At 71.7% G+C, this 22,058-nt stretch carries 21 protein-coding genes; 7 read left to right on the top strand and 14 right to left on the bottom strand.

Translation table 11 applies throughout. From position 1 onward, the window contains the following. The first annotated feature begins 384 nt into the window (after window positions 1–384). Window positions 385–816 (top strand): hypothetical protein, encoded by a 432-nt coding sequence (locus ACYQ77_RS25630; protein ID WP_459715567.1) that lies wholly within the window; start codon window positions 385–387, stop codon window positions 814–816. An 80-nt stretch (window positions 817–896) separates the two neighbouring features. On the opposite strand, the gene ACYQ77_RS25625 is transcribed toward ACYQ77_RS25630, so the two are convergent. The 11 genes from ACYQ77_RS25625 to ACYQ77_RS25575 all read right to left on the bottom strand — a co-directional run bounded on the left by ACYQ77_RS25625 (window position 897) and on the right by ACYQ77_RS25575 (window position 12,530). Further along, window positions 897–1,814, bottom strand: coding sequence for an NADP-dependent oxidoreductase (locus ACYQ77_RS25625; RefSeq protein WP_459715565.1), 918 nt, complete (start codon window positions 1,812–1,814; stop codon window positions 897–899). 112 nt (window positions 1,815–1,926) lie between these two features. Then, complete coding sequence (locus ACYQ77_RS25620; protein WP_459715563.1) at window positions 1,927–2,514, bottom strand: uracil-DNA glycosylase family protein; 588 nt, start codon at window positions 2,512–2,514, stop codon at window positions 1,927–1,929. Between the two features lie 72 nt (window positions 2,515–2,586). Beyond that, a complete protein-coding gene (locus tag ACYQ77_RS25615) occupies window positions 2,587–3,216 on the bottom strand; it encodes a TetR/AcrR family transcriptional regulator (RefSeq protein WP_459715560.1) in 630 nt (209 codons plus the stop codon). A 118-nt stretch (window positions 3,217–3,334) separates the two neighbouring features. After that, window positions 3,335–4,300 carry an ABC transporter permease gene (locus ACYQ77_RS25610; protein ID WP_459715558.1) on the bottom strand — a complete coding sequence of 322 codons (966 nt, stop codon included), beginning with the start codon at window positions 4,298–4,300 and terminating at the stop codon, window positions 3,335–3,337. 10 nt (window positions 4,301–4,310) lie between these two features. Continuing rightward, a complete protein-coding gene (locus ACYQ77_RS25605; RefSeq protein ID WP_459715556.1) occupies window positions 4,311–5,240 on the bottom strand; it encodes an ABC transporter permease in 930 nt (309 codons plus the stop codon). Further along, window positions 5,218–6,303, bottom strand: coding sequence for an ABC transporter ATP-binding protein (locus ACYQ77_RS25600; RefSeq protein ID WP_459715554.1), 1,086 nt, complete (start codon window positions 6,301–6,303; stop codon window positions 5,218–5,220). The genes ACYQ77_RS25605 and ACYQ77_RS25600 overlap by 23 nt, the downstream gene beginning before the upstream one ends. Further along, window positions 6,300–7,322, bottom strand: a complete 1,023-nt coding sequence (locus ACYQ77_RS25595) for an ABC transporter ATP-binding protein (RefSeq protein WP_459715551.1) — start codon at window positions 7,320–7,322, stop codon at window positions 6,300–6,302. The genes ACYQ77_RS25600 and ACYQ77_RS25595 overlap by 4 nt, the downstream gene beginning before the upstream one ends. Beyond that, window positions 7,319–9,151 (bottom strand): ABC transporter substrate-binding protein, encoded by a 1,833-nt coding sequence (locus ACYQ77_RS25590; RefSeq protein WP_459715549.1) that lies wholly within the window; start codon window positions 9,149–9,151, stop codon window positions 7,319–7,321. Before ACYQ77_RS25590 ends, ACYQ77_RS25595 begins: the two co-directional genes overlap by 4 nt. Window positions 9,152–9,208: 57 nt before the next feature. Beyond that, window positions 9,209–10,495, bottom strand: a complete 1,287-nt coding sequence (locus tag ACYQ77_RS25585) for a HAMP domain-containing sensor histidine kinase (protein WP_459715546.1) — start codon at window positions 10,493–10,495, stop codon at window positions 9,209–9,211. A gap of 3 nt (window positions 10,496–10,498) precedes the next feature. Beyond that, window positions 10,499–11,206, bottom strand: coding sequence for a response regulator transcription factor (locus ACYQ77_RS25580; protein WP_459715543.1), 708 nt, complete (start codon window positions 11,204–11,206; stop codon window positions 10,499–10,501). An 85-nt stretch (window positions 11,207–11,291) separates the two neighbouring features. Then, a complete protein-coding gene (locus ACYQ77_RS25575; RefSeq protein WP_459715540.1) occupies window positions 11,292–12,530 on the bottom strand; it encodes an alpha/beta hydrolase in 1,239 nt (412 codons plus the stop codon). 107 nt (window positions 12,531–12,637) lie between these two features. Between ACYQ77_RS25575 and ACYQ77_RS25570 the strand changes: the two genes are divergently transcribed. From ACYQ77_RS25570 to ACYQ77_RS25555, 4 genes are all read left to right on the top strand, one after another. After that, window positions 12,638–14,326 (top strand): GNAT family N-acetyltransferase, encoded by a 1,689-nt coding sequence (locus ACYQ77_RS25570; protein WP_459715537.1) that lies wholly within the window; start codon window positions 12,638–12,640, stop codon window positions 14,324–14,326. Between the two features lie 269 nt (window positions 14,327–14,595). After that, window positions 14,596–14,997: a cupredoxin domain-containing protein gene (locus tag ACYQ77_RS25565; RefSeq protein WP_459715535.1), complete on the top strand. Its 402-nt coding sequence runs from the start codon at window positions 14,596–14,598 to the stop codon at window positions 14,995–14,997. 258 nt (window positions 14,998–15,255) lie between these two features. Beyond that, window positions 15,256–16,668 (top strand): phenylacetate--CoA ligase family protein, encoded by a 1,413-nt coding sequence (locus ACYQ77_RS25560; protein WP_459715533.1) that lies wholly within the window; start codon window positions 15,256–15,258, stop codon window positions 16,666–16,668. A gap of 1 nt (window position 16,669) precedes the next feature. Continuing rightward, complete coding sequence (locus ACYQ77_RS25555) at window positions 16,670–17,653, top strand: hypothetical protein (protein WP_459715530.1); 984 nt, start codon at window positions 16,670–16,672, stop codon at window positions 17,651–17,653. On the opposite strand, the gene ACYQ77_RS25550 is transcribed toward ACYQ77_RS25555, so the two are convergent. Both ACYQ77_RS25550 and ACYQ77_RS25545 read right to left on the bottom strand, forming a co-directional pair. Continuing rightward, window positions 17,634–18,053, bottom strand: a complete 420-nt coding sequence (locus ACYQ77_RS25550) for a hypothetical protein (RefSeq protein WP_459715529.1) — start codon at window positions 18,051–18,053, stop codon at window positions 17,634–17,636. The genes ACYQ77_RS25555 and ACYQ77_RS25550 overlap by 20 nt on opposite strands. Window positions 18,054–19,171: 1,118 nt before the next feature. Next, window positions 19,172–19,897, bottom strand: coding sequence for an SDR family oxidoreductase (locus ACYQ77_RS25545; RefSeq protein WP_459715527.1), 726 nt, complete (start codon window positions 19,895–19,897; stop codon window positions 19,172–19,174). A gap of 83 nt (window positions 19,898–19,980) precedes the next feature. Between ACYQ77_RS25545 and ACYQ77_RS25540 the strand changes: the two genes are divergently transcribed. Together ACYQ77_RS25540 and ACYQ77_RS25535 are read left to right on the top strand one after the other, a co-directional pair. Next, window positions 19,981–20,847, top strand: coding sequence for a LysR family transcriptional regulator (locus ACYQ77_RS25540; RefSeq protein ID WP_459715525.1), 867 nt, complete (start codon window positions 19,981–19,983; stop codon window positions 20,845–20,847). A gap of 161 nt (window positions 20,848–21,008) precedes the next feature. Further along, window positions 21,009–21,155, top strand: a complete 147-nt coding sequence (locus tag ACYQ77_RS25535; RefSeq protein WP_459715523.1) for a hypothetical protein — start codon at window positions 21,009–21,011, stop codon at window positions 21,153–21,155. A gap of 133 nt (window positions 21,156–21,288) precedes the next feature. Here the strand turns inward: ACYQ77_RS25535 and ACYQ77_RS25530 are convergent, their stop codons facing one another. Further along, window positions 21,289–21,987: a helix-turn-helix transcriptional regulator gene (locus ACYQ77_RS25530; protein ID WP_459715522.1), complete on the bottom strand. Its 699-nt coding sequence runs from the start codon at window positions 21,985–21,987 to the stop codon at window positions 21,289–21,291. Window positions 21,988–22,058 lie beyond the last annotated feature (71 nt).

Genomic DNA, 22,058 nt, shown 5'->3' with positions numbered 1-22,058 from the left:
AGCGCCCAGCCGCCGTCCGTGTGGTCGAAAGTCACGACGAGTAACGGACAAAGCAGGTCATATCGCCTGTTCGGGGGGCGGGAAAACCGCCGTTGCGCCATCCAGACCAGGACACCTGACCCGGCAGCGGCAATTCATCCCCGCCGTTGCCGTAATGAGCGCGCGGGCATCCGACAGTGATCATTCTACCCCGAACAATGCGCGCACCCGCCGAACAGCGAGCAGGCGGTACACCCATTCGGCCGTGTTCACGATCGATCGAGCGCCGCAATGCCGCAATCGCCGTCCCCCACGCGGGTGATACCCGAAATCCGCGTTCTGCGCTAACCGTCGATTGTGGACGCTTATAGTCGGTTTCTTGTCCGTTGTGCGAGTGGAGGAACCGTGAAAGCCATCCGTATCCGATTAGCAGTGGTACTCGCGCTGGTACTGACCGCGTCGCTGGCCGTGGTCCTCGGGCCCGCCTCGGTGCTCCCGGCAGCCCATGCGACGTGCGCAGGCGCGGGCATCGCCGGTCAGATCGACCAGAACGTGGGTGGCAACCTCGTCGCCAGGGAAGCCAACGTCGCGGGGGCCTGCAACGCCGACGGCGTTTACCGCGGCACCATCGGCGACCGTCGCGAGGACGGAAAGTGCGCGCAGGTCAAATTCCGTGACGCCGGTATCGTGAGCACCCAGGGCATCGACTGCACCGCCAACAACGGTCCCGTCGAATACGTCTTCTACGACCGCAACGGCAACCACAACGCCGACATCAAGGTCTGCATCGAAGGCACCTGCGACGATTTCCCGTGGCTCAACATCTGGGGATACTGAGCGTTCCGGACCGGAGCGGTTCGACGAGGACTCCTGGCGGCGCAGGGACCGCTCCGCCAGGAGTCAACCCAGCGAGTCCCTCACGGACGCATCCGGATAATCGTCTTCCCCTTGCGCCGCTCCGCCGGGTTGAGCGCGGCGACCGCGTCGTCGAGGGTCGCGACGGTGTCGATGTTCGGCCGCAACCGTCCGTCCCGCACCCGCTGGACGATCTCACCCAGCTGGGCACGGTCGGACTCGACGACGAAGTCGATCGCCTGCCCGGCCGCGGGCCGCGCCTCGGCCGGCCCGGTGACCGACACCAGTGTGCCCCCTGCCCGGACGAGGGCGGCGGACCGTTTCTGGATGTCGCCGCCGATGACGTCGAAGACCAGATCGACCTCGCCGACGTCGTCGAGGGAGTCGTTCTCGAGGTCGACGAACTCGTGCGCGCCGAAGTCGAGCGCCTTCTCGCGGTCCGCGGCGCGGCCGGTGCCGATGACGTGGGCGCCGAACTCACGGGCGAGCTGCGTCACCATCGCCCCGACCGCACCGGCGGCGCCGTGGGCGAGGACGCTCTGCCCCGCCCGGAGGTGGCCGTGGTCGAACAACCCCTGCCACGCGGTGAGGCCCGAGATCGGCAGGCTCGCGCCCACCGCGAAGTCGACGTCGCCCGGCAGCGGCGCGAGGTTGCGCGCCTCGACGGCCGCGTACTCCGCCAGGGTGCCGTCGCGATGCCAGTCCGTGAGGCCGAAGACCCGCTGACCCACCGACAGCCCCGTCGTGCCATAGCCCAGGGCACTGACCACGCCGGCCAGCTCGTGCCCGAGGATCGACGGCGTCCGGTCACGGCCCGCGCGATCGGTCCACGTCGAGGGCCACTCCACCTCGGTCGGCACGTATCCCGACGCGCGCACCTCGACGATGACGTCGTTGATCGCGGCAGCCGGACGGGGCCGGTCCGCCAACGTCGTCCCGGCCGTCCCGCCGGCCGGGTCCGTCACCACGATCGCTCTCATGTGGACACCTCGCCCTGATCGGTCCCGCGTCCCCCGCGACTCCGCAGGAATGGACTCTTTAGTCCATAACACTCGCCGTCGGCGCCGATGTCAAATGCGACAGCCGGGACAACTAGGCGGTGATCGCCTTGGCGACCAGCGACCGCAGCACGGGCACGACCTCCGCCTCGAACCAGGGGTTCCTGGACTGCCAGCGGAAGTTCATCGGCGACGGGTGCACCAGCGGGATCGTGGACGGCAGGTACTCCGCGTAGGCGCGGACGGTCTCGGTCAGGCTCGGCTTCGCCCGCTTCCCCAGGTAGTACTTCTGGGCGTACCCACCGACCAGGATCGTGAGGGCGATGTCCGGCAGCTCGCCGAGGATCCGTTCGTGCCACCGGCCGGCGAAGTCCTTGCGCGGCGGGAGGTCACCGGCGGCGGCCTTGCCGGGGTAGTAGAAGTCCATCGGGAGGATCGCGAACAGGTTCGGGTCGTAGAACTGCTCGTCGTCGACACCGAGCCAGCCACGCAGCTTCACACCGCTGGCGTCGTTCCAGGGCACCCCGCTCTCCTGCGCCCGCCTGCCGGGCGCCTGCCCGATGAGCGCGACCCGGGCGGCGGGCGCGGCGGAGTAGACCGGCTCGTAACCGAGGTCGCGCGCCCAGGCGTTGGACGGATGGCCGACGATCTCCGCCCGGATCCGGTCGAGCTCGGTCCGCACTGCTCTCCTCCCCTGGAATGGACCCTGTGGTTCAGTTGTGCACGGGCGGGCGGCGACGAGGCCGCCACGCGGTCAGGCGATGAGGAACGACCTCACGTGGTCGAGCGCCATGTCGAGGGCGATTTCCATGGGAGCGATGTCGCGCGCGGTCTCGGCGAGGAGGTACCCGCCCTGCAGGGCGGCCATGAGACCGGTGGCGAGCTTCCCGGGATCAGCGTCCTGCTTGAGGACCCCGCCGTCCCGCATCCGGCGCAGGCCGGCGGCGAGCAGGGCCTCCCACTCCGCGAACGACTCGGCGAGCGTCCTGCGGGCCTCCTCGTCCTGGTCGGCCAGCTCGCCGGCCAGCGACCCGAGCGCGCAGCCGTACGCGCCGTGCTGGAGTGCGTTGCGCCGCACGAGGGCGTTGCGCCACCGGACCAGCCCCTGGAAGGACTTCAGCCGTTGCAGGGACCCGCGTTCGCGCTCGAGGACCTGCGCCGCGCGCTCCGCCACGACGGCGCGGACCAGCTGCTCCTTGTCCGCGAAGTGGTTGTAGAGCTGCGACTTGCTGGTGTTGCTCGCGGCGCGGACGTCGTCCAGCGTGGTCGCGTTCACGCCCTTCACGTACATCAGTTCGATGGCGGCCGCCACGATGCGCGCGCGGGTGGCGGCGCCACGCGGCGTCAGCCTCCGCGTGTCCGGTGTGCCCTCCGGCCTGCTCACCGGCCCAGGCTACCTCCTTGATCACCTCCCCACCTGCCGCTGGACCACACAGTCCAGGGACACGGGACGAGCCTCACCATGAGTGCGACGAACCGCTCCCCCGACGCGGCAGCGTGGTTCAGGACAGGCGGATGCGCGGGTCGAGCACGGCGTAGAGCAGGTCGACGACGATGTTGGCCGCCACCACGAACACGGCGGCGAGGAGCACGACGGCGATGATCACCGGTTCGTCGGCGTTGGTGACGGCCTGCACGGACATGCGGCCGAGGCCGTTGAGGCCGAAGACCTGTTCGGTGACGATGACGCCGCCGAGCAGGGTGGCCACGTCGATGCCGAACTGGGTGACCACGGGGATCATCGCGGCCCGCAGCCCGTGCCGGTAGGTCACCCGGCTCTCCCGCAGGCCCTTGGCCCGGGCGGTGCGGATGAAGTCCTCGCCCAGCACCTCGACGAGTTGTCCCCGGGTGAGGCGGACGTACACCGCCATCGTGGCCACCGCCAGGGTGACCCACGGCAGCACCAGGTGCAGCGCCCACTGCCCGGGGCTGGTGGTGAGCGGCACGTACCCGCCGCCGGGGAACACCGCCACCCCGGCCAGGTGCAGCTGGTAGAAGAACACGAACAACAGGAGCAGCCCGAGCACGAACGTCGGGAACGACAGCCCCGCCAGCGCGAACAACGTGGCGCCGCGGTCGAGCAGGCTCCTCGGCCGCGTCGCGGACAGCACCCCGATCAGCACGCCGAAGAACAGCCACAGCACGGCGGCGCCGAGCGCGAGCGACGCCGTGACGGGGAAGGCCGCCGCGATCAGCGACGTGACGGGCTGGTGGCTGTAGTAGGAGTAGCCGAGGTCGCCGTGCAGCAACCGGACCAGGAAGTGCCCGTACTGGACGAGGACGGGCTGGTCGAGGCCGAGCTGGTGGGTCACGGTCGCGACCAGCTGCTGGTTCTGCGCGGCGAACTTGCCGAGCAGCAGCTGCGGCACGTCGTGCGGGGCGACGAAGAACAACACGAACACGATGACGCTGATGAGCCACACCACCAGCACGCCGGTGAGCACCCGGCGGATCAGGAACCGGACCACGGACACCTCCTCAGCGCCCGCCGCGCGGGTCGAGCGCGTCGCGGACGCTGTCGCCGAGCAGGTTGAACGCGAGCGTGGTGAGGATCAGCGCGAGCCCGGGGAACACCAGGAACCACCAGGCCACCTGGTAGAAGCCCTGCGCGTCGCTGATCATGTTGCCCCAGCTGGGGGTCGGCGGGATGATCCCGACGCCGAGGTAGGACAGCGTCGACTCGAACACGATCGACACCGGGATGAGCAGCGTCGTGTACACGATCACCGGCGCGACCAGGTTGGGCAGCACGTCCACGAACATGATCCGCAACGGCCCGGCGCCGAGCGAGCGCGCGGCCGCCACGTACTCCTTCTCCCGGATCGCGAGGGTCTGCCCGCGCACGATGCGGCCGACCGCGGCCCACGAGAAGAACGCGATCACCGCGATCTCGATCAGCTCGCTGGGCCCGGCGACGGTCACCAGCGCGATCGCGAACAGCAGGAACGGGAACGACAGCACGACGTCCATGAGCCGGGCGAGCACCGCGTCCACGGCCGGGCCGAGGTACCCGGCGCACATCCCGACGAGCACGCCGGCCAGCACCGCGACCACCGCGGCGCCGACGCCGACGGCGAGCGAGACCTGGCTGCCGTAGACGATCCGCACGAGCAGGTCGCGGCCGAGGTTGTCGGTGCCGAGCCAGTGGTGCGCGCTCGGTGGCATCGGCAGGCCGTCCGGGCTGATGCCGTGCACCCGGTCCTGCTGGGTCGGCGACCAGCCCGCGAGGAGGCTGATCGGTTTCGCCAGCACCGCCACCAGCACCAGCAGCGCGATGAACACCGCGCACCCGACGGCGACGCGGTCGCGGCGCAGCCGGTCCCACGCGAGCCGCCACGGGCCGCGCGCCTCGACGGTCCGCGCGGGCAGGGTGCCGACGTCCAGCTCACCGAGGTCGATCGCGGACATCGCCGTGTCCTTCCGCCAGTCCGGGTCCGGTGGTCAGGTCGTCCCCGGGTGCCACCGGGAAGTGGCACGCGGTCAGGTGTCCCGGCGGGTCGCCGTCGCGGACCACCAGCGGCGGCGCCTCGTGCGCGCAGACCGGCCGCGCCTTCGGGCAGCGGGGGTGGAAGTGGCAGCCCGTGGGCGGGTCCACGGGTGAGGGCACGTCGCCGGTGAGCACGATGCGTTCCCGCGCCCGGGCCCGGTCGGGGTCGGGCACGGACGCCGCGGACAGCAGTGCCGCGGTGTAGGGGTGCCGCGGCCGCGCGTACAGCCCGGCGGCGGCCGCCAGCTCGACCACGCGGCCGAGGTACATCACCGCGACCCGGTCGCTGACGTGCTCGACCACGGACAGGTCGTGCGCGATGAACAGGTAGGTGAGCCCCAGCTCGTGTTGCAGGTCGGTGAGCAGGTTGAGGATCTGGGCCTGGATGGACACGTCCAGTGCGGACACCGGTTCGTCGCACACCAGCAGCGTCGGCCGCAGCGCGAGCGCCCGCGCGACGCCGATCCGCTGCCGCTGCCCGCCGGAGAAGTCGGCGGGGAACCGGTTGTAGTGCTCTGGGTTGAGCCCCACGAGCGCCATCAGGTCCTGCACGCGCCGTTTGCGTTCCGCGCCGTCGGCGACACCGTGCACGGCGAACGGGTCACCGATGATCGACCCGACCCGTCTGCGCGGGTTGAGCGCGCCGTACGGGTCCTGGAACACCATCTGGATCTCCCGGCGCACCGGCCGCAGCGCACGCCCGGACAGCGCCGCGATGTCGCGGCCGTCGAACTCGACCCGGCCCGACGTCAGCGGGTGCAGCCGCAGCACGCACCGGGCGAGCGTGGACTTCCCGCACCCGGTCTCGCCGACCAGCCCCAGCGTCTCGCCGCGGCGCACCGTGAGGCTGACCCCGTCGACGGCCCGCACGGCGCCGATCCGCCTGCGCGGCACCGCGCCCCGCCGGACCGGGAAGCGCTTCACCACGTCCGTCAGGCGCAGCACGACGTCACTGCTCATGTCGCTGCTCATGTCGCTGCTCATGTCTTCGCCTCCGCCGCCGCGGCCCGCTCCCGTTCGGCCTCGATCTGATCCCCGAAGCCGGTCAGCCTGACCGGCAGCCAGCACGCGGACCGGTGCCCGGGACCGACCGGGCGCAGGTCCGGCTGGTCGGTCCGGCAGCGGGGCATGGCGTAGCGGCAGCGGGGGTGGAAGGCGCACCCGCCGGGCACCGCGATCATGCTCGGCGGCAGGCCGGGGATCGGCCGCAGCACCCCGGAAACGCCCGCCGCGCCGGGGATCGACTCCAGCAGGCCCTTGGTGTAGGGGTGGTGCGGCGCGTAGTAGGTGGCGCGCCGGTCCGCGGCCTCCGCCACCCGGCCCGCGTACATCACGAGCACCTCGTCGGCGATGTCGGCGACCACGCCGAGGTCGTGGGTGATCAGGATCAGCGCGGTGCCGAGTTGTTCCCGCAGCCGGGCGAGGAGGTCGAGGATCTGCGCCTGGACGGTGGCGTCCAGCGCGGTGGTGGGTTCGTCGGCGATGATCAGCTCCGGTTCGAGCGCCAGCGCCATCGCGATCATCACGCGCTGCCGCATGCCGCCGGAGAACTCGTGCGGGTAGTCGTCCACCCGCCGGGCCGCGTGCGGAATGCCGACGAGGGCGAGGAGTTCGATCGCTCTGGCCCGCGCCGCCCGCCGGGTGACCGGCCGGTGCGCGCGGATCAGCTCGGTGATCTGCCAGCCGACGCGGTAGAGCGGGTGCAGGCTCGACAGCGGGTCCTGGAACACCGTCGCGATCCGCGCGCCGCGGATCGCCCGCAGCCGCGCGGGTGGCATGGCGAGCAGGTCCTCGCCGTCGAAGAACGCCTGCCCGCGCACCTCCGCGCCCGGCACGAGCCCGATGAGGGTCTGCGTGCACACCGTCTTGCCGGACCCGGACTCGCCGACCACGCCGAGCGTCCGGCCCGGTTCGACGTCGAAGGAGACACCGCGGACGGCCAGCACGAGGCCGTCCGCGGTGGGGAACGAGACCCGCAGGTCCCGCACCGACAGGAGGCTCATGTCGCGAGCCACACGTTGGTGTAGTCGTACTGCACGGAGAACGGCCAGTAGATCGCGTTGTGGACGCGTGCCGACCGCATCAGCGGCGTCGACTGCGCCTGGAACGGGATGAACGGCGCGTCCTTCATGATCTGCACGTCCGCGGCGTGCAGTGCCGACGCCACCTCGTTCTGGTCGGTGGCCGCGAGCGCCTTGTCGATGTCGGCGTTGACCTTGTCGTTGTCGTAGTCGCCCCAGTCGGTCGACCCCGGCCCGTAGGTGCGGCCGTCGAACAGCGGCTCGACGATCGCGCGGGCGTTGTTGCCGTACCAGTCGGGCACCCAGCCGGGCTCGGAGATGTCCCACACGCCCGACTTCGCGGCCGCCGGGTCGGACAGGTACTTGCCGTAGTAGTCCGACGCGGCGGACGGCTTGCCGACCACGGTCACGCCGCACTTCGCGAAGTCCGCCTGCACCGACTGGTACACGTCCGGGTGCTTGCCGGAGGTGCGGTAGATGTCGGTGAGCTTGAGGCCGTGCGGGTAGCCCGCCTTCGCCAGCATCGACTTGCACCTGGCCGGGTCGCCGCGGCTGCCGGGCGTGGCGTACGGGTCGATCTTCTTGTACCCGACGTTGCCGGGCGGGATGACCTGGCCCAGCGGGGTGTTCAGGGACGGACCGCCGTAGATCCGGCCGAGCGCGACCTTGTCGACCGCGTACTCCAGCGCCCGCCGGACCTCGACCTTGTGCAGTGCGCCGCCGTTGCCGGGGCTCTGCAGGTTGAACACGAGGAACGGGTTGGTGTCGAAGTTCGGGTAGATGCCGAGGCGCGCGTCGGACGCCGCCTTCAGCGAGGGCACGTCCGCGGTCGGCACGGTCGTGTCCCACTCCAGGTCCTGCGTGCCGGCGGCGATCTGCTGCTGCACCCCGTTCTCGTCGGCGCCGAGCGTCACCTGGATCTGGTCGACGTACTGGTGGCGCAGCGGGTCCGAGCTCTGCTGCCACGCGGGGTTGCGGTCGAGCACATAGGACTGGCCGGGCACGTACTTCGTGATCGCGTACGGGCCGTCGGAGAGCGTGTGCTGCCGGAAGTTCGCGTCGTCCGGCAGGTAGTTCAGGTACTCCTCCGGCGCGGCCGAGGAGAACGGCAGCGCGAGGATGTTCACGAAGTCACCGGCCGGCTTGACGAGCGTGAACCTCAGCGTCGAGTCGTCGGCCGCGGTGATGCCGCTGATGTCGTGCCCGGTGATGTAGGCCTTGAACGCGGCCACGTTCTGGGGCACCTTCGCGAAACCCGCGCAGTAGTCCTTCATGCCGGCAATGGTGTCCTCGAAGTAGCCGGGCGCGCCGACGGAGTTCTGCGTCGGGTTGCACAGCCGTTTGAAGCCGAGCACGAAGTCCTGCGCGGTGACCGGGCGCGCGGGCGTGGTGTTCCACCGCACCCCGTCGCGCAGGTGGACGGTGACGGTCTTCCCGTCGTCGCTGATGCCGCCGTTGGCCTTGGTCGGCAGGTCCGTCGCGACGTCCGGGGCGGGCTGCACCGCGGTGTCCTGGTCGGTGGACGCGGGATAGCTGAACAGCTGGCGCGTGAACGTGCGTTCCAGCGAATAGCTGGTGGTGTAGTAGGCCGACGCGGTGTCGAGGTGGTCGACGTCGGCGTTGCCGACCACCCGCAGCACCCCGCCCTTGACCGGTGTGCCGCCCGCGTTGACGTTGGCGTCCTGGTTGAACCCCCCGCTGCCGCCGGTCCCGGACGTGGTGGACGGCGTGGTGCCGCACGCGGCCACGCCGAGCGCGACCACGGCCATCATCGACACGAGCGTGATTCTTCTGTTGCCTCTTGCGGACATACGACGCAGCACAACGCCGGCGCGCGTGTGGACGGAGCGAATTTCCCGGGAATTTAATCAGGACGAACGTGACAGGTCCGGCACGGTGGCGGGCAGGACGACGGTGAACGTCGGCGGCGCCGCGACCGCGAGCCACAGCCTGCCCGACTCGGCCTCGGCGAGCCTGCGCGCGAGCGGCAGCCCGAGCCCGTGGTCGGCCTCCCGCATCCCGGCGAACGGGTCCCCGGACGGGCCGGGTCCCTCGTCGGTGACGTCCACGGCGACCGCCGAACCGGGCCCGCGCGCGGCGACCGTCACCGTGCCCTGCCCGTGCCGCAACGCGTTGTCCAGCAACACGGACACGACCTGCCGCAGCACGGGCGCGGCGACCAGCCGTCCCGCGACCCGGTCCGGGACGTGCACGCGCAACGCCCTGCGCTGGTCGTCGAACAGCCCGCGCCGGTCGCGGACCAGCTGGGCGAGCACGTCCCCCACCGGTGCGAGCCCGGCGCGGGCGGGCAGGTGCCGGGCCAGGTCGAGCAGGTCGGCCACGGTCTCCTCGAGGTCGTCGGCGCGGGTGAGCGCGTCCTGGATGGACGGTCGCAGCTCGTCGTCCGGCAGTTCGAGTGCCGCCTCCAGCTGCAGGCGCAGCCCGGCCAGCGGCGTGCGCAGCTGGTGCGAGGCCTCCGCGCTGAACGCGCGTTCCCTGGCGACGAGGTCGCTCAGCCGGGCGGCCGTCGTGTCCAGCGACCCGCCGACCAGGTCGATCTCGGCGATGCCCGACCGCGGCGCGCGCACGGTGAAGTCGCCGCCGCCCAGCTCGGCCGCGGCCGCCGAGAGGTCCTCCAGCGGACGTGCCAGCCGCCGCGCCTGCCCGCGTGCGACCAGCCACACCCCGCCGACCGCGACGACGCCGAGCCCGGCCATCGCGAGCCACGCCAGCACCACCCGCCGGTAGATCCCGGCCCGGGGCGTGGCCACCCGCACCACCCCCGCCATCCGCCGCCCGTCCCCGACCGCCGCGAGCAGCACCATCTCCTGCCCGGTGTCGGCGGACAGGACGTCCCCGGGCGCGAGCCCGTCGGCGACCCCCGCGGTCACCGGTCCGTCGCCCGCGAGCCGCGCACCGTCGACGCGGTAGACCGCGACCGAGATCCCCGCAGCGACGCGCGGCAGGGTGCGCGGTGCCGCGCCCCGCACCAACGCGGGAGCCACGGTCAGCGAGGCGGTGTCGGCGGCCTGCTCGAGCGCGGCACGCGCGTCGTCGACGTAGTAGCGCGCGACCGCCACCGCCAGGGGGACGCCGAACAACGCGACGGCGAGCACCGCGGCCGCCACCGCGAGCGCGACGATCCGCCCGCGCACCGCTCAGCCCTCCCCCACGGGCCCGTGCTCCAGGCGGTACCCGTAGCCGCGCACGGTCGTGATCGCGGGGGCGTCCGCACCCAGTTTCCTGCGCAGCGCGGCGATGTGGACGTCCAGCGTCTTGCTCTCCTGCCACGTCGTGCCCCACACGTCGGCCATCAACGCCGCCCTGCTCACCGCGGTGCCGGGCGACCGGGCCAGCCGGGCGAGGAGGTCGAACTCCTTGGCACGCAACGGAACCGTGCGGTCACCCACCGACACCCGCCTGGCCAGCGGGTCCACGCACAGGCCGCCGACGCGGACCGCCTCGGCGGCGCCGGCGGGCGCGTGGCTGCGCCGCTCGTGCGCCCGGATCCGGGCGCGCAGCTCACCGAGCCGCACCGGCTTCGTGAGGTAGTCGTCGGCCCCGGACTCGAGCCCGACGATCACGTCCACCTCGTCGGTCCGCGCCGTCACGATCACGACCAGACACCCCGGCTGCAACTCCCGCACCCGGTGGCACACCGCGATCCCGTCCATGTCGGGCAACCCGAGGTCCACCACGGCGACCGCGAACCCGCGCGTGGCCGCCTCCCGCACCGCGGCCGCGCCGCTCGCGTGCCACCGGACGTCGTACCCGTCGCGCCGCAGGCTGGCGGACAGGACCCGCCCGATCACCCGGTCGTCCTCGACCAGCAGCAGGCTCCCGGCCCGCGCGGCGGTCGGCATCATCGCCGGTCACCACCTTCCGACGTGGCCCCTGCCCCCGATGGTCCGCCCCCTTCCTGTGAACTCCCTGAGGTCCGTGCCGGGTTCCTCAGGCCGGTTCCCCGGCCAGCGAGGCGGCGAACGCCGGCAGGACCGCGGCGAACGTCCGCGCCGCGAACTGCCACGTGTGGCCGCCGGGACGGACGACCACCCCGGTGCGCATGCCGTCGTGGTCGCACGCCCGTGACAGCAGGCGCGCGGCGAGCGTCGTGCGGTGCTCGTGGCTGCCGTCGACGAAGAGGCCGGTGGTGCCCGGGTACCGCGGGTGGTGGGCGAGGACGGTCAGCGGGTCGTGCGCGGCCCACGCCGCGACGCTGCCGCCGTACAGGTTGTCCACTGTGGCCGCGCGGTTGCCGGTGTTCGGGCCGAGGTCGCCGGAGATGTCCAGGAAGTGGGCGAACACCGCGGGGTGCTCGACGGCGAGGTCGACGGCGCAGGTGCCGCCCATCGACCACCCGACGACGCCCCACCCGGTGGCCCGCGCGCCGAAGTGACGAGTCACGTAGGCGGGGATGTCGCGGACCAGGTGGGTCTCGGCGTTGCCGTGCGGGCCGTCGACGCACTCGGTGTCGACCGCGAAGCCGCCGGACGGGTCGGTGAACACGAGGATCGGCGCCCAGCCGTGGTGGCGGCCCGCGTAGGCGTCGGCGGCGGTGACCGCGCCGCCGACGCGTATCCAGTTGTCCGGTTCCGCGAACTCGGCGCCGATCATCTCGACGGCCGGGAAATGTTCTTTCCGGCCGGTCCGGAACCACGCGGGCGGTAGGTAAACGTATTCCAATCGGTGCGCGAAATGACTGTAATCCGCCGGGACGTCGACCGCGACGACCCGACCGTGCCGGGTATTCGGGTCGACCGACGACAGCTGCGCGCGGTCGATCTGCGCGGGCACCGGCACGCCGGCGAGGTCGTCGAACGCGACGCCCACCGTCGGGTAGTAGCCGACGAACGCGTTGACCGTGCTCGCGGCGGCGGCGACCGCGAGCAGCGCGGCGACCACGGCGATCCCGCGCTGCCACGCCGCCCCGCGCAGCAGCGCCGCCATCAGGGCGAACAGCGCCATCCCGACCCAGAACCACACTTCGTCCGGCAGTGGCTCCGGCTGCCGCAGGGCGGCGTCCGCGACCATCCCGGCCGCCACCGCGAGCCCGGCGGCGAGCGCCGCGGCGACCGGCGCCCGGCGCGTCCACCAGCGCCTGCCGGGCCGCGCGACGGCCACCAGGACGGCCACCGCGGCGGCGGCCCGGAGGGCCACGGGAAACCATCCGGACAGCAATGACACACTCACGTGCGCCATTGTCGCGGCATTGGCTGAGAATTCTCTGAAATTCGGACAACGCGGTGGCGGACTCGCCTTTCCGGGCGTATCACTTGAGGCGGCGAAGGGACGGGGCGATGCGAAAGTCCTGGAGCGTCTACGACGGACGGGCGGTACGGGTGGTCGCGACGGTCACCCGGGTCGCGGGCCTGCTCGCGATCCTCGCGGTGGCGCTGCCCGCGGGCAGGCGGATGGTGCGGCCGTCGCTGGCGACGTGGGTCGGGTTGCCGTACCAGGCGCACGTGGCGGCGCCGGTGCTGACCGCGGTCGGCGGGCTCGGGTTGCTGATGCTGGCGACCGGGCTGCGCAGGCGCAAGCGGCGGGCGTGGCAGCTGGCCGTGCTGCTGACCGCGATGATCACCGTGCTGCAGCTGGTGTTCCGGCACGCGCACGTCGCGGCGCTGGCGGCGGCCGGGCTGCTGGTGGCGCTCGTGGCGTACCGGCGCGAGTTCACCGCGCGGGCCGACCCGGCGGACCGGTGGCTGGCGCCGAAGGTGTTCCTGCAGGTCGCGGTCGGCGGCATGGCCGTGAACTTCGCGCTGCTGTTGTTCGGCGGGCACCGGCTGCTCGGCGATCCGCCGGTGACCGAGCGGCTCGCGCACGCGGCGCTGTCGCTCGTCGGCGTGTCGGGGCCGGTGCGCTTCCGGGTGGTGTTCCTCGACGACGTGACGGCCGCGATCGGGCTGGTGAGCGGGGTGGCCGCGGCGGTGCTCGCCGGGTACTTCCTGTTGCGGTCGCCGGAACCGGCGCCCGCGCGGTGCACGGACGCGAAGCTGCGCGCACTGCTCGGCGACCGCGACTCCCTGGCGTACTTCGCGCTGCGGCCGGACAAGTCGGTCGTGTTCTCCCCGTCGGAGAAGGCGGCGGTGACCTACCGGGTGCTGGCGGGGGTCGCGCTGGCGTCGGGCGACCCGCTCGGCGACCCGGAGGCGTGGCCGGGCGCGGTGACGGCGTTCCTCGACGAGTGCGCGCGGCACGGCTGGGTGCCCGCCGTGCTGGGCTGCTCGGAACGCGGCGCGACGGCGTGGTGCCGCCACGGCCTGCGCGCGCTCGAGCTCGGCGACGAGGCGGTGGTGGACACGACGACGTTCACCACCGAGGGGCGCGCCATGCGGGACGTCCGCCAGCTCGCGGCCCGCGCCCGCCGCGCGGGGTACACCGTCCGCGTGCGCCGCGTCGCCGAGGTCTCCACAGTGGAACGGACGTTGCTCGCCGAGCTGGCGGAGTCGTGGCGCGGCACGGAGCCCGAGCGCGGGTTCTCGATGGCGTTGTGCCGCACCGCGGCCGCGTCGGATCCAGACGTCGTGCTGGTCACCGCCGAACACGACGGCACACCGGCCGGGCTGCTGCAGTTCGTGCCGTGGGGCACCGACGGGCTGTCGCTCGACGTGATGCGCCGCGACCGCGCCGCGCAGGGCGGCCTGAACGAGCTGATGATCACCGAGTTGCTGGCCGCCTGCCCGGCGCTCGGGGTGCACCGGGTGTCGCTGAACTTCGCGGTCTTCCGGGCCGCGCTCGAACGCGGCGAACGGATCGGCGCGGGCCCGGTCGCACGGGCGTGGGCGTCACTGCTGCGGCTCGGGTCGCGGTGGTGGCAGATCGAGAGCCTGTACCGGTTCAACGCGAAGTTCCGCCCCACGTGGGTGCCGAGGTACATCGCGTTCCCGGCGGCACGCGAGCTGCCCAGGATCGCGCTCGCGGCCATGGAGGCGGAGGGCTTCGGCGGCAGGCCCCGGGCGCTGCTGCGGGCACTGCAGCGGGTCTGACGGACCGTTCGTGCGGGGCGGCCGAGCGGTCGCGGCGGTGTGCACGAAGCCGGTCCGCGTGATCGCACAGCGTTTCTTTCTGCGCCGGATGGTGGCGGGGCACGGGGCTGATTGCCGGAATACCGCCCATTGAATGGGTCAACGAAATCCGAAAAAGAAATCATCGACTAATTGCGGACACGCGTATTACGATGACGATCGAGGGGATTTCCCAGCGAGCCTTCCACCAAATCGGACATTAGCGAAACAAGCGCACCGGGGAGCCGTACATGGCATTTCCGAAGATTCTCTTTGCGTTGCCTTTACTCGCCGCCGGCGCGTTCCTGCCCGCCGCCGGCGCCGACCCGCCCGCGCCACCGGGCGGCGTCGTCGGCATGGACCACGAGGTCTTCACGATCAACTCGATCACCGTGCACCGCGGGGACACGCTGACGTTCGCCAACAACTCGCGGTTCCTGCACATCCTCGGCCCCGGCCGGGACGGCCTGCTCGGCGAGGTCGACGGACTGCCGATGCACGAACGCGCGCTGACCGAAATCAACGACCGCTACACCACCGGCCGGTGGGAAAAGACCGGCACGTTCTACATCACCTGCTCCATGCATCCGGACATGACGGTCAAAGTCATCGTCGAGGATTGTGGCTGCTGTTCGCACGCCTCGTGCGGATAGTGGGCGCGGCCGTTTTGCCGGCCACGTCGAATCGGTGGCTGTCCAGATTTCCCGGAGGGAGGTAGCAAGGATGTCGACTCTCGTTCGCAGCATCAAGCACGCGCGTTACGCACTCGGTTCGCTGACCGCGGTGCTGTTCGTCGCCGGCGCGGGCGCCGCCCTGTAGGAGCAATCCCGCCGCGGGCCGGGTGGCGTCGTGACGACGGCGCCCGGGCCGCGGCGGCCGCGGGAGAACTGTGCTGCAGAAGGGAAAAGCAGGTGTTGGAGACCGGTATCCGGCAGTTCCGGATGGCGATGGGCATGGTGTGGGGCAGGCGGCTCAAGACCGGCAACATCGCACGGCTCGTCGAGGACGCCCTCGCCACGCTCGCGGAGTTCGGCGAGCCGGGCCCGGACGCCGGGGAGCTGATCGACGGGCCACTCGACGATCCGGCCGCGCGGCTGGACTTCGCCACCCGCGGCGTGCGGCGCACCGCGGCACGGCTCGCGGCCACGTCACCGTTCTACGGCCGCAGGTTCGCCTCGGCCGGGGTGACGCCGGAGCGGCTCGACCTCGCCGGGCTGGCCGCGATCCCCGTGACGGTGAAGCGTGACCTGGTCGAGCGGCCGGACGACTTCCAGTGCTCCGACAGCACGCGCTACCTGACCACCCGCACCACCGGCACCACGGGACGGCCCGCCGAGATCTGGCTGTCCCGCTACGAGATGGATCTCTGGCCCGCGCTGGGCGCGCTGGCCGGCGTGCTGCGCGGCGAACTCCTGCCCGGCGACGTCATGCAGGTCAACGTCAGCTCGCGCGCCACCGCGAGCGTGCACCTGGACGCCGCGGTGTGCCGGCTCGTCGGCGCCGGCTGCCGGGTGCTCGGCATCGTGCCGCCGGACGAGGCGCTCGACAGCCTCGGCGAGGGCGGCGCGACACACCTCGCCACCGTGCCGAGCTACCTCGCGGAACTCGAGAAGGCGGCGCGGCGGCGCGGCATGGGGCCCGCCGACTTCCGGCTCCGCACCATCGACGTCGGCGGCGAGGTGCTCTCCCCCAGCCTCGCCGACGCCGCGCGGGCGACGTTCGGGGCGCCGACCGTCCGGGACCTGTTCGCCATGACCGAGGTGGCGCCGGTGTCCGGCCGCACCTGCCGGCAGGGCCACCTGCACGTCGACATCAACACGGGGCTCGTCGAGTACCTGGACCTGGAGACCGGCGCGCCCGCCGGGCCCGGCGCGCTGGCCACCGTCGTGATCACCCCGTTCTTCCCGTACCGCGACTGCACGCCCGTCTTCCGGTACGACACCCGCGACGTCGTGCGGCTCCTGCCGGACGAGCCGCTCACCTGCGAGGTGGCCGCGATCCCCGGCACGAGCCCGATCGTCGGCAAGGCCGACCAGCTGCTGCGCCTCGGGCCCGACGTGGTCACCCCGAGGCAGCTGGTCGAGGCCGTCGAGGCGCTGCCCGGCGGACCGTGGCCCGCCCGGTACCGCGCGACCGTCCACGAGGGACGGCTCCGGCTCACGCTGCCGCGCTCGGCCGTCGACGACATCGGGCCGGCGGCGGCCGCCGGGCACTTCGCCGACCACGGCATCGACGCCGACCTCACCGTCGTGAGCGACGCCGAGGCGCCCGCGCTGCGCCCACTGCGCTGCGACCTCCACGAGACGACCTTCGCCGGAGCGTGACATGAACTCATCGCAGTGGATCCTGTCCACCTTCCAGCTGTGCGTCGCGCTCATCGGCGCCGCCGCCGCGAGCCTCGGCGCGCTGGCCTACTTCCGCCGCGTGCGGATGGAACGCCCGGCGATCGGCAAGTTCAACGGCCGCGACATCACGATCCTCTTCCTTTTCCTGATGGTCCTGCCCGCGTTCTACCTGCTGATCCCGCGGTGGGCGCTGGAGACGCTGCTGGTGCTCACGTTCATGTCGGCGCTGTCCATCGGGCTGCAGCCGCTGCTGCGCCCACGTCCGATGTGGTTGCTCATCGGTCTGCTGATCGGCGCGGACCTCTGGTTCGGGCAACGGCTGCTCGGCACGGTCGTGGGCTGGCAGGTCTTCTGGACCGAGAACAGCCTGATCGTGCTGATCGCCGCGATCTCGGTCGCGAACCTCTACGTGCAGGGCGGCATGCAGCTGCGGCACGTGGCCTGGTTCGCGGCCGCGCTTGCCGTGTACGACTCGGTGTTCTCGATCGGTTTCCCGGTGACCAACCTGCTGGTGCGCGACTTCGTCGGCTACCCGCTCTTCCCGGCCATGGGCATGCGGATCAGCTTCAACGAGGCCATCGTCGGCCTCGGCGACCTGCTGGTGTACGCCGCGTTCACGATCGCCGCGGTCAAGGCGTACGGCCGCCCGGCACTACGGCTCGCGCTGACGCTCATCCTGGTCTTCGGCGCCGCGATGCCCACGCTGTCCGGCCTGCTGATCAACTACATCGACGCGCGCCTCGACGTGATCATCCCCGCCCAGACGTGGTTCGGGCCCGCCGCACTCGTCGGCTACCTGTGGCTGCGCCGCCGCTACGGCCCCGAACGCACGATGCGCGAGTACCTGGCAAGCCCCGACGCCGGACACCGTGACGTCCCGGCGGTGCCACCGGTCCTGGCGGCGCCTACCCCGGCCGTCGCCGACCGCGCATCCGAAGACACCCCTACCGAGGTCGTCTCGTAGGTCCGTGGCAACTACTGACTTTCCAGGACTGCACGCGGGCCACGTCACGACAGGCATCCGGCAGGGTGTCGAACACGTAGTTCCCGTCCTGGTCGGCTGGTCTGCTCTCGATCTCTCGTCGGCACTTCGCATCCCCCACCGACGCGATGATTTCGTAGGCTTTGCGTTCGTCGCCGGGATCACCAATGGGGCCGTCGTGGATGGCGAACCCGCCGTCGCGTGCAGCAACCGGCCGCCGTCCAACGACAGGGTCGTACACGAGGTACAGGTTGTGGTCGAACGAGTCATATTCGAACAGCCACACGGCCTGGCCGTCCGCCAACCCGCAGACCCTGCCGGTGATGTCGACACCAGTCTCGCCGTCGACGTGCCCGCCATTGGCAGGTTCATCGAAGGTCACGACGTCCCCACATTCCGGCGGCGGTGGGTCCTTCGAGACAATCGCGAAGACACCTGCCACGGCGGCTGCGAGGACGGCACCGGCTGCGCCGATGACGGCGGCTCGATGCGCTCCTCCTTCCTTCCCGTCTCCCGCACCGGCCACTCGTGGCTTTCGCCGAGAACTCATCGCTCGTCCTTCTCGCAGGCCCGACCGTGTTCGTTGCCATGGTGGACAACAACGGCGGATCGCGGATGGACCAGATCCGGATCGGCGAACCTGCCCGACACGAGGTGGTGCGGACGGGACGAACCGTGTTCCCTCCTGCCTCCCCGCCGCACTCGTTCGGACGCCCTGCGGACTGTACGGACCGGACAAACCACGAGAGCCGGCTTGTCTGTTCCGCACAAGCGGCATCGGCGTGTGCGAAGCCATGCTGGACAGCGTCCCGCTCGGACTGGACCACGTCCTTCGAGCGGCGACGGTGGGGCAGCTGGATGAGCATCGAGGTAGCCGGCGTCGGCTATCGCTCCGGTTCGGACGATCACCGGCTGCCGAGAACCCGCACGGACTTCGCGCACCTGGGTCCCGAGGGTTCCCCGTGCCGTCAGGGCGGTCGCACCCCGGCGTCCTCCCATCGCCCTGACGGCACGCCACCGTGGTTGCCTTTGGGGTTTCGCCGTTCTGGCTTGTCCCCGTCCTGGGTTCGCCGTCCTGGGTTGTCCCCGTCCTGGGTTGTCCCCGTCCTGGGTTGTCCCCGTCCTGGGTTGTCCCCGTCCTGGGTTTGTCCTCGCCGGACGGGCGTCCTCGCCGGACGGGCGTCCTCGCCGGAGGGCGTCCTGCCGGACGGGCCTCCTCGCCGGAGGGGCTGGTCTCCGGGATGGCGGCGGGTTGGGCACGGGGTCGGGTTGGCAAGGACTGCTGTTGAGTGGTGGTGCCTGCCATCCCGTCGACCTCCCGGAGGGCTATCACACCGCGTCAAGGGGGCCCGGCGGCTTTGGGCATGTGGGTGCGTCGTGCTTCGGGCCCCCTTGACCCGGTGTGATCGGGCTTCGCCAGGTCGACGGGATGGCAGGCACACCCTCAGCGGGTGTTGGGGGCTTCGCCCGCTTCGCGCGGGTTCGACGCCCCCGGGGGGGTCACCAGGGGACAGTGCCCTCGTCGTCGAAGAAGCCGCCTCGGGGGCCGTCGTCCGGCAGCGTTGCCAGCCGGATCGCGATCGCGGCGCCCTGTTCGGGCGTTCGGGGGGCGTTGAAGCCGGTGAAGTCGGTCGCGACGTAGCCCGGGCAGCAGGCGTTCACGATGACGTTCGAATCGGCGAGACGGCGGGCGTACTGGGCCGTGACGCTGTTGAGCATCGACTTCGAGGGTGCGTACGCGGCCATGATCGGGCCGGTCTGCAGTGCGAGCGATCCCATGTTGCTCGACACGTTGACGATGCGCGGCGCGTCGGCGCGGCGCAGCAGCGGGAGCATCGCGTTCGTCACCCGGACCACCCCGAACACGTTCGTGTCGAGGACCGTGCGGACGACGTCGAGGTCGAGTGTCGTCGGATCTTGTGCGCCGTCGTCGGTGCGGCCGGCGATGCCGGCGTTGTTGACGAGTACGTCGAGCCGTCCGGTCGTCTGCTCGACGGTCTTCGCCGCCGCGGTGGCGCTGTCGTCCGAGGTGACGTCCAGGGCGACGCCGAACGCGTCGACACCCGAGGCACGCAGCCGGTCGACGGCCGCCGCGCGCCGGGCGTCGTCACGGGCGCCCACCGCGACCGTGAAACCGAGCGTGCCGAGTCCTTGTGCGATGGCGAAGCCGATCCCCTTGTTCGCGCCGGTGACCAGCGCGGTCTTCGTGTCGTTCACGTGCTCCATGCTCGGCGCGCCGCAGCGCACTGTCCAAGATCGATTCGGTACGCCCTGATACTCACCGGGTATCACGCGCGTAGGCTTCGTCCGTGCACGACCTCGAGACCCGCGAACTCAGATACTTCGTCGCCGTCGCGGAAGAGCTGCACTTCGGTCGTGCCGCCGACCGGCTCGGCATCGCACAACCACCGCTCTCCCGTGCCATCCGCCGCCTGGAACAGCGCCTCGGCGCCCGGCTCCTCGACAGGGACCGCCGTGGCGTGGCGCTCACCGACGCCGGCGCGGTGCTGCTCCGTGAGGCCAGAACGGCCCTCGACGCGGTCGCGGCCGCCGCGCGCCGGACGCGGAGGGCGGCGAACCCGACGCCGTCCCTGGTGCTGGCGACGAAGGCCGGGGCGTCCCACGAGCTGCTGCGGCGGCTCCTCGACGCGGTCGCGGGCGACGCGGGCGCACCACCGGTGGAGGTCCTCCTGTGCGAGGTCGGCGAGCAGGCGGGACTGGTGCGCGATGGGCGCGCCGACGTCGCGCTGATGCACCGGCCGTTCGACGACATCGCCGGGTTCGACACCGAGGACCTCCACACCGAGAGCCAGGTCGCGATCCTGCCTGCGGGGCATCCCCTCGCGTCGCACGACCGGCTCATGATGGCCGACGTCAGCCACGTGCCGGACCTGCCCATCGCCCGCTGGCCCCGGCTCGACGGGTCCTACCCGGACGGTCCCGGACCGGAGGTGCGCACCCAGTCACAGCTCGCCCAGCTCGTGGCGCTCGGCAAGACGCTGCTCGTCATCCCGGCCTCCAGCCGCGCGTGGCAATGGCCGGAACACGTCGCGATACCGGTCGTCGACGCACCCGACGTCACCACGGTGCTCGCGTGGCAGGCGGGCAGTCGCTCACCGGCGATCGCGGCACTCGTCCGCATCGCGGCCGGGCTCCGCGACCACGCCCCAGGCTGAGCCTCGCCACCCGATCGGGTGGCTCATGCCCCTCGTCTCCCCCCGGCGGGGGAACAGCAGGTAGGAGGCTTCGCAGGCGGCCCTCTACGCTCCGCCCAGGCACGTCGAGGGAGGACGCGCCGCTCGGGGATACGGAGAAACCGATGGCCGACTGTGGGGCCATGACCACACCGATCTACGACAGCCTGCTCAGGGAACTGGCCATGGCACCGCCCGCCGGCGCCCCCGGCGCGACAGAGCACCCGGGAACACCGGCGGAACACACCGCTCGGACCGCGACCGCCACTCCCGGCCCGGCACCGCGGTGACCGGCATCCTCCTTGGGGTACTCGCGAGCTACTTCGTCGCGGCGTGGCTCACCGATCGCAGGCGCCGCACCCGCCGACGCGAACCGGATCTGCCGGCACCGCGAGCCTGACCACCGCCGCGAACCTGACCGGCTCAGGCGGACCGCGGTCCGACGAGCTGCACGCAGCACCGACCGGGGCCGGGTTCGAGGCGAGCCGTGACGCCGGTGGCGGCGAGACCGTCGATGACGCCGTCGACGAGGCGCAGGTTCATGCCGCACACGAGCTCGGTGTGCAGTTGCGCGAGGCTGTGGAAGGGGCAGTTGACGAGGACCACGGTGTCGCCGTCGATCCTCGGTTCGAATCCGACATCCCCCAGCGTGCGCAGGACCGCCGCGTGCGGGTCGCCGGTCTGGCGGGCGGCTTCGCCGATCTCCTTGCCGACCTCGTGGGCTCGTCGTCGCAGCGCGTCCCCTGGCGGCTCGCCGGACGCGTCGGTGTCGTGCAGCGCACCGGCGAGCAGGCGCGCGGCCAGTTCGTAGCGCCGTTCGGGCAACGACACCGCGATGTGTGCCTGCGACCGCCGGTACAGCTTGGACGGGCGCCCCGCGCCAGGGCCACTGCGGCCGGTGCGGCGTTCGTAGACGACCTCCAACAGCCCCTCGGCCACGAGCTTGTCGAGGTGGAAGACCGCCGTGGCACGGGGCAGCCCCACCGCCTCGGCGGCCTCGTCCCGGCTCACCGGGGCGGCCTGCCGGACCACGAACTCGTACAACCGCCGACGGGTCGGCTCGTCGAGCGCGGCGATCGCGGCGACGTGCCCGGAGTCCAGCGAGGTCGGCGTCTCGTCCACGTCACTCATTCTAAAACTCACTTCTGTTGACTAAATGTCGTCCAGGTTTCTAAGATTAGCGCAACCTGTTG

It is taken from the genome of Actinophytocola sp. KF-1, assembly GCF_054661535.1.
Note: the sequence above shows the minus strand (reverse complement) of the source record. Positions and strands in the feature narration are given on the sequence as shown.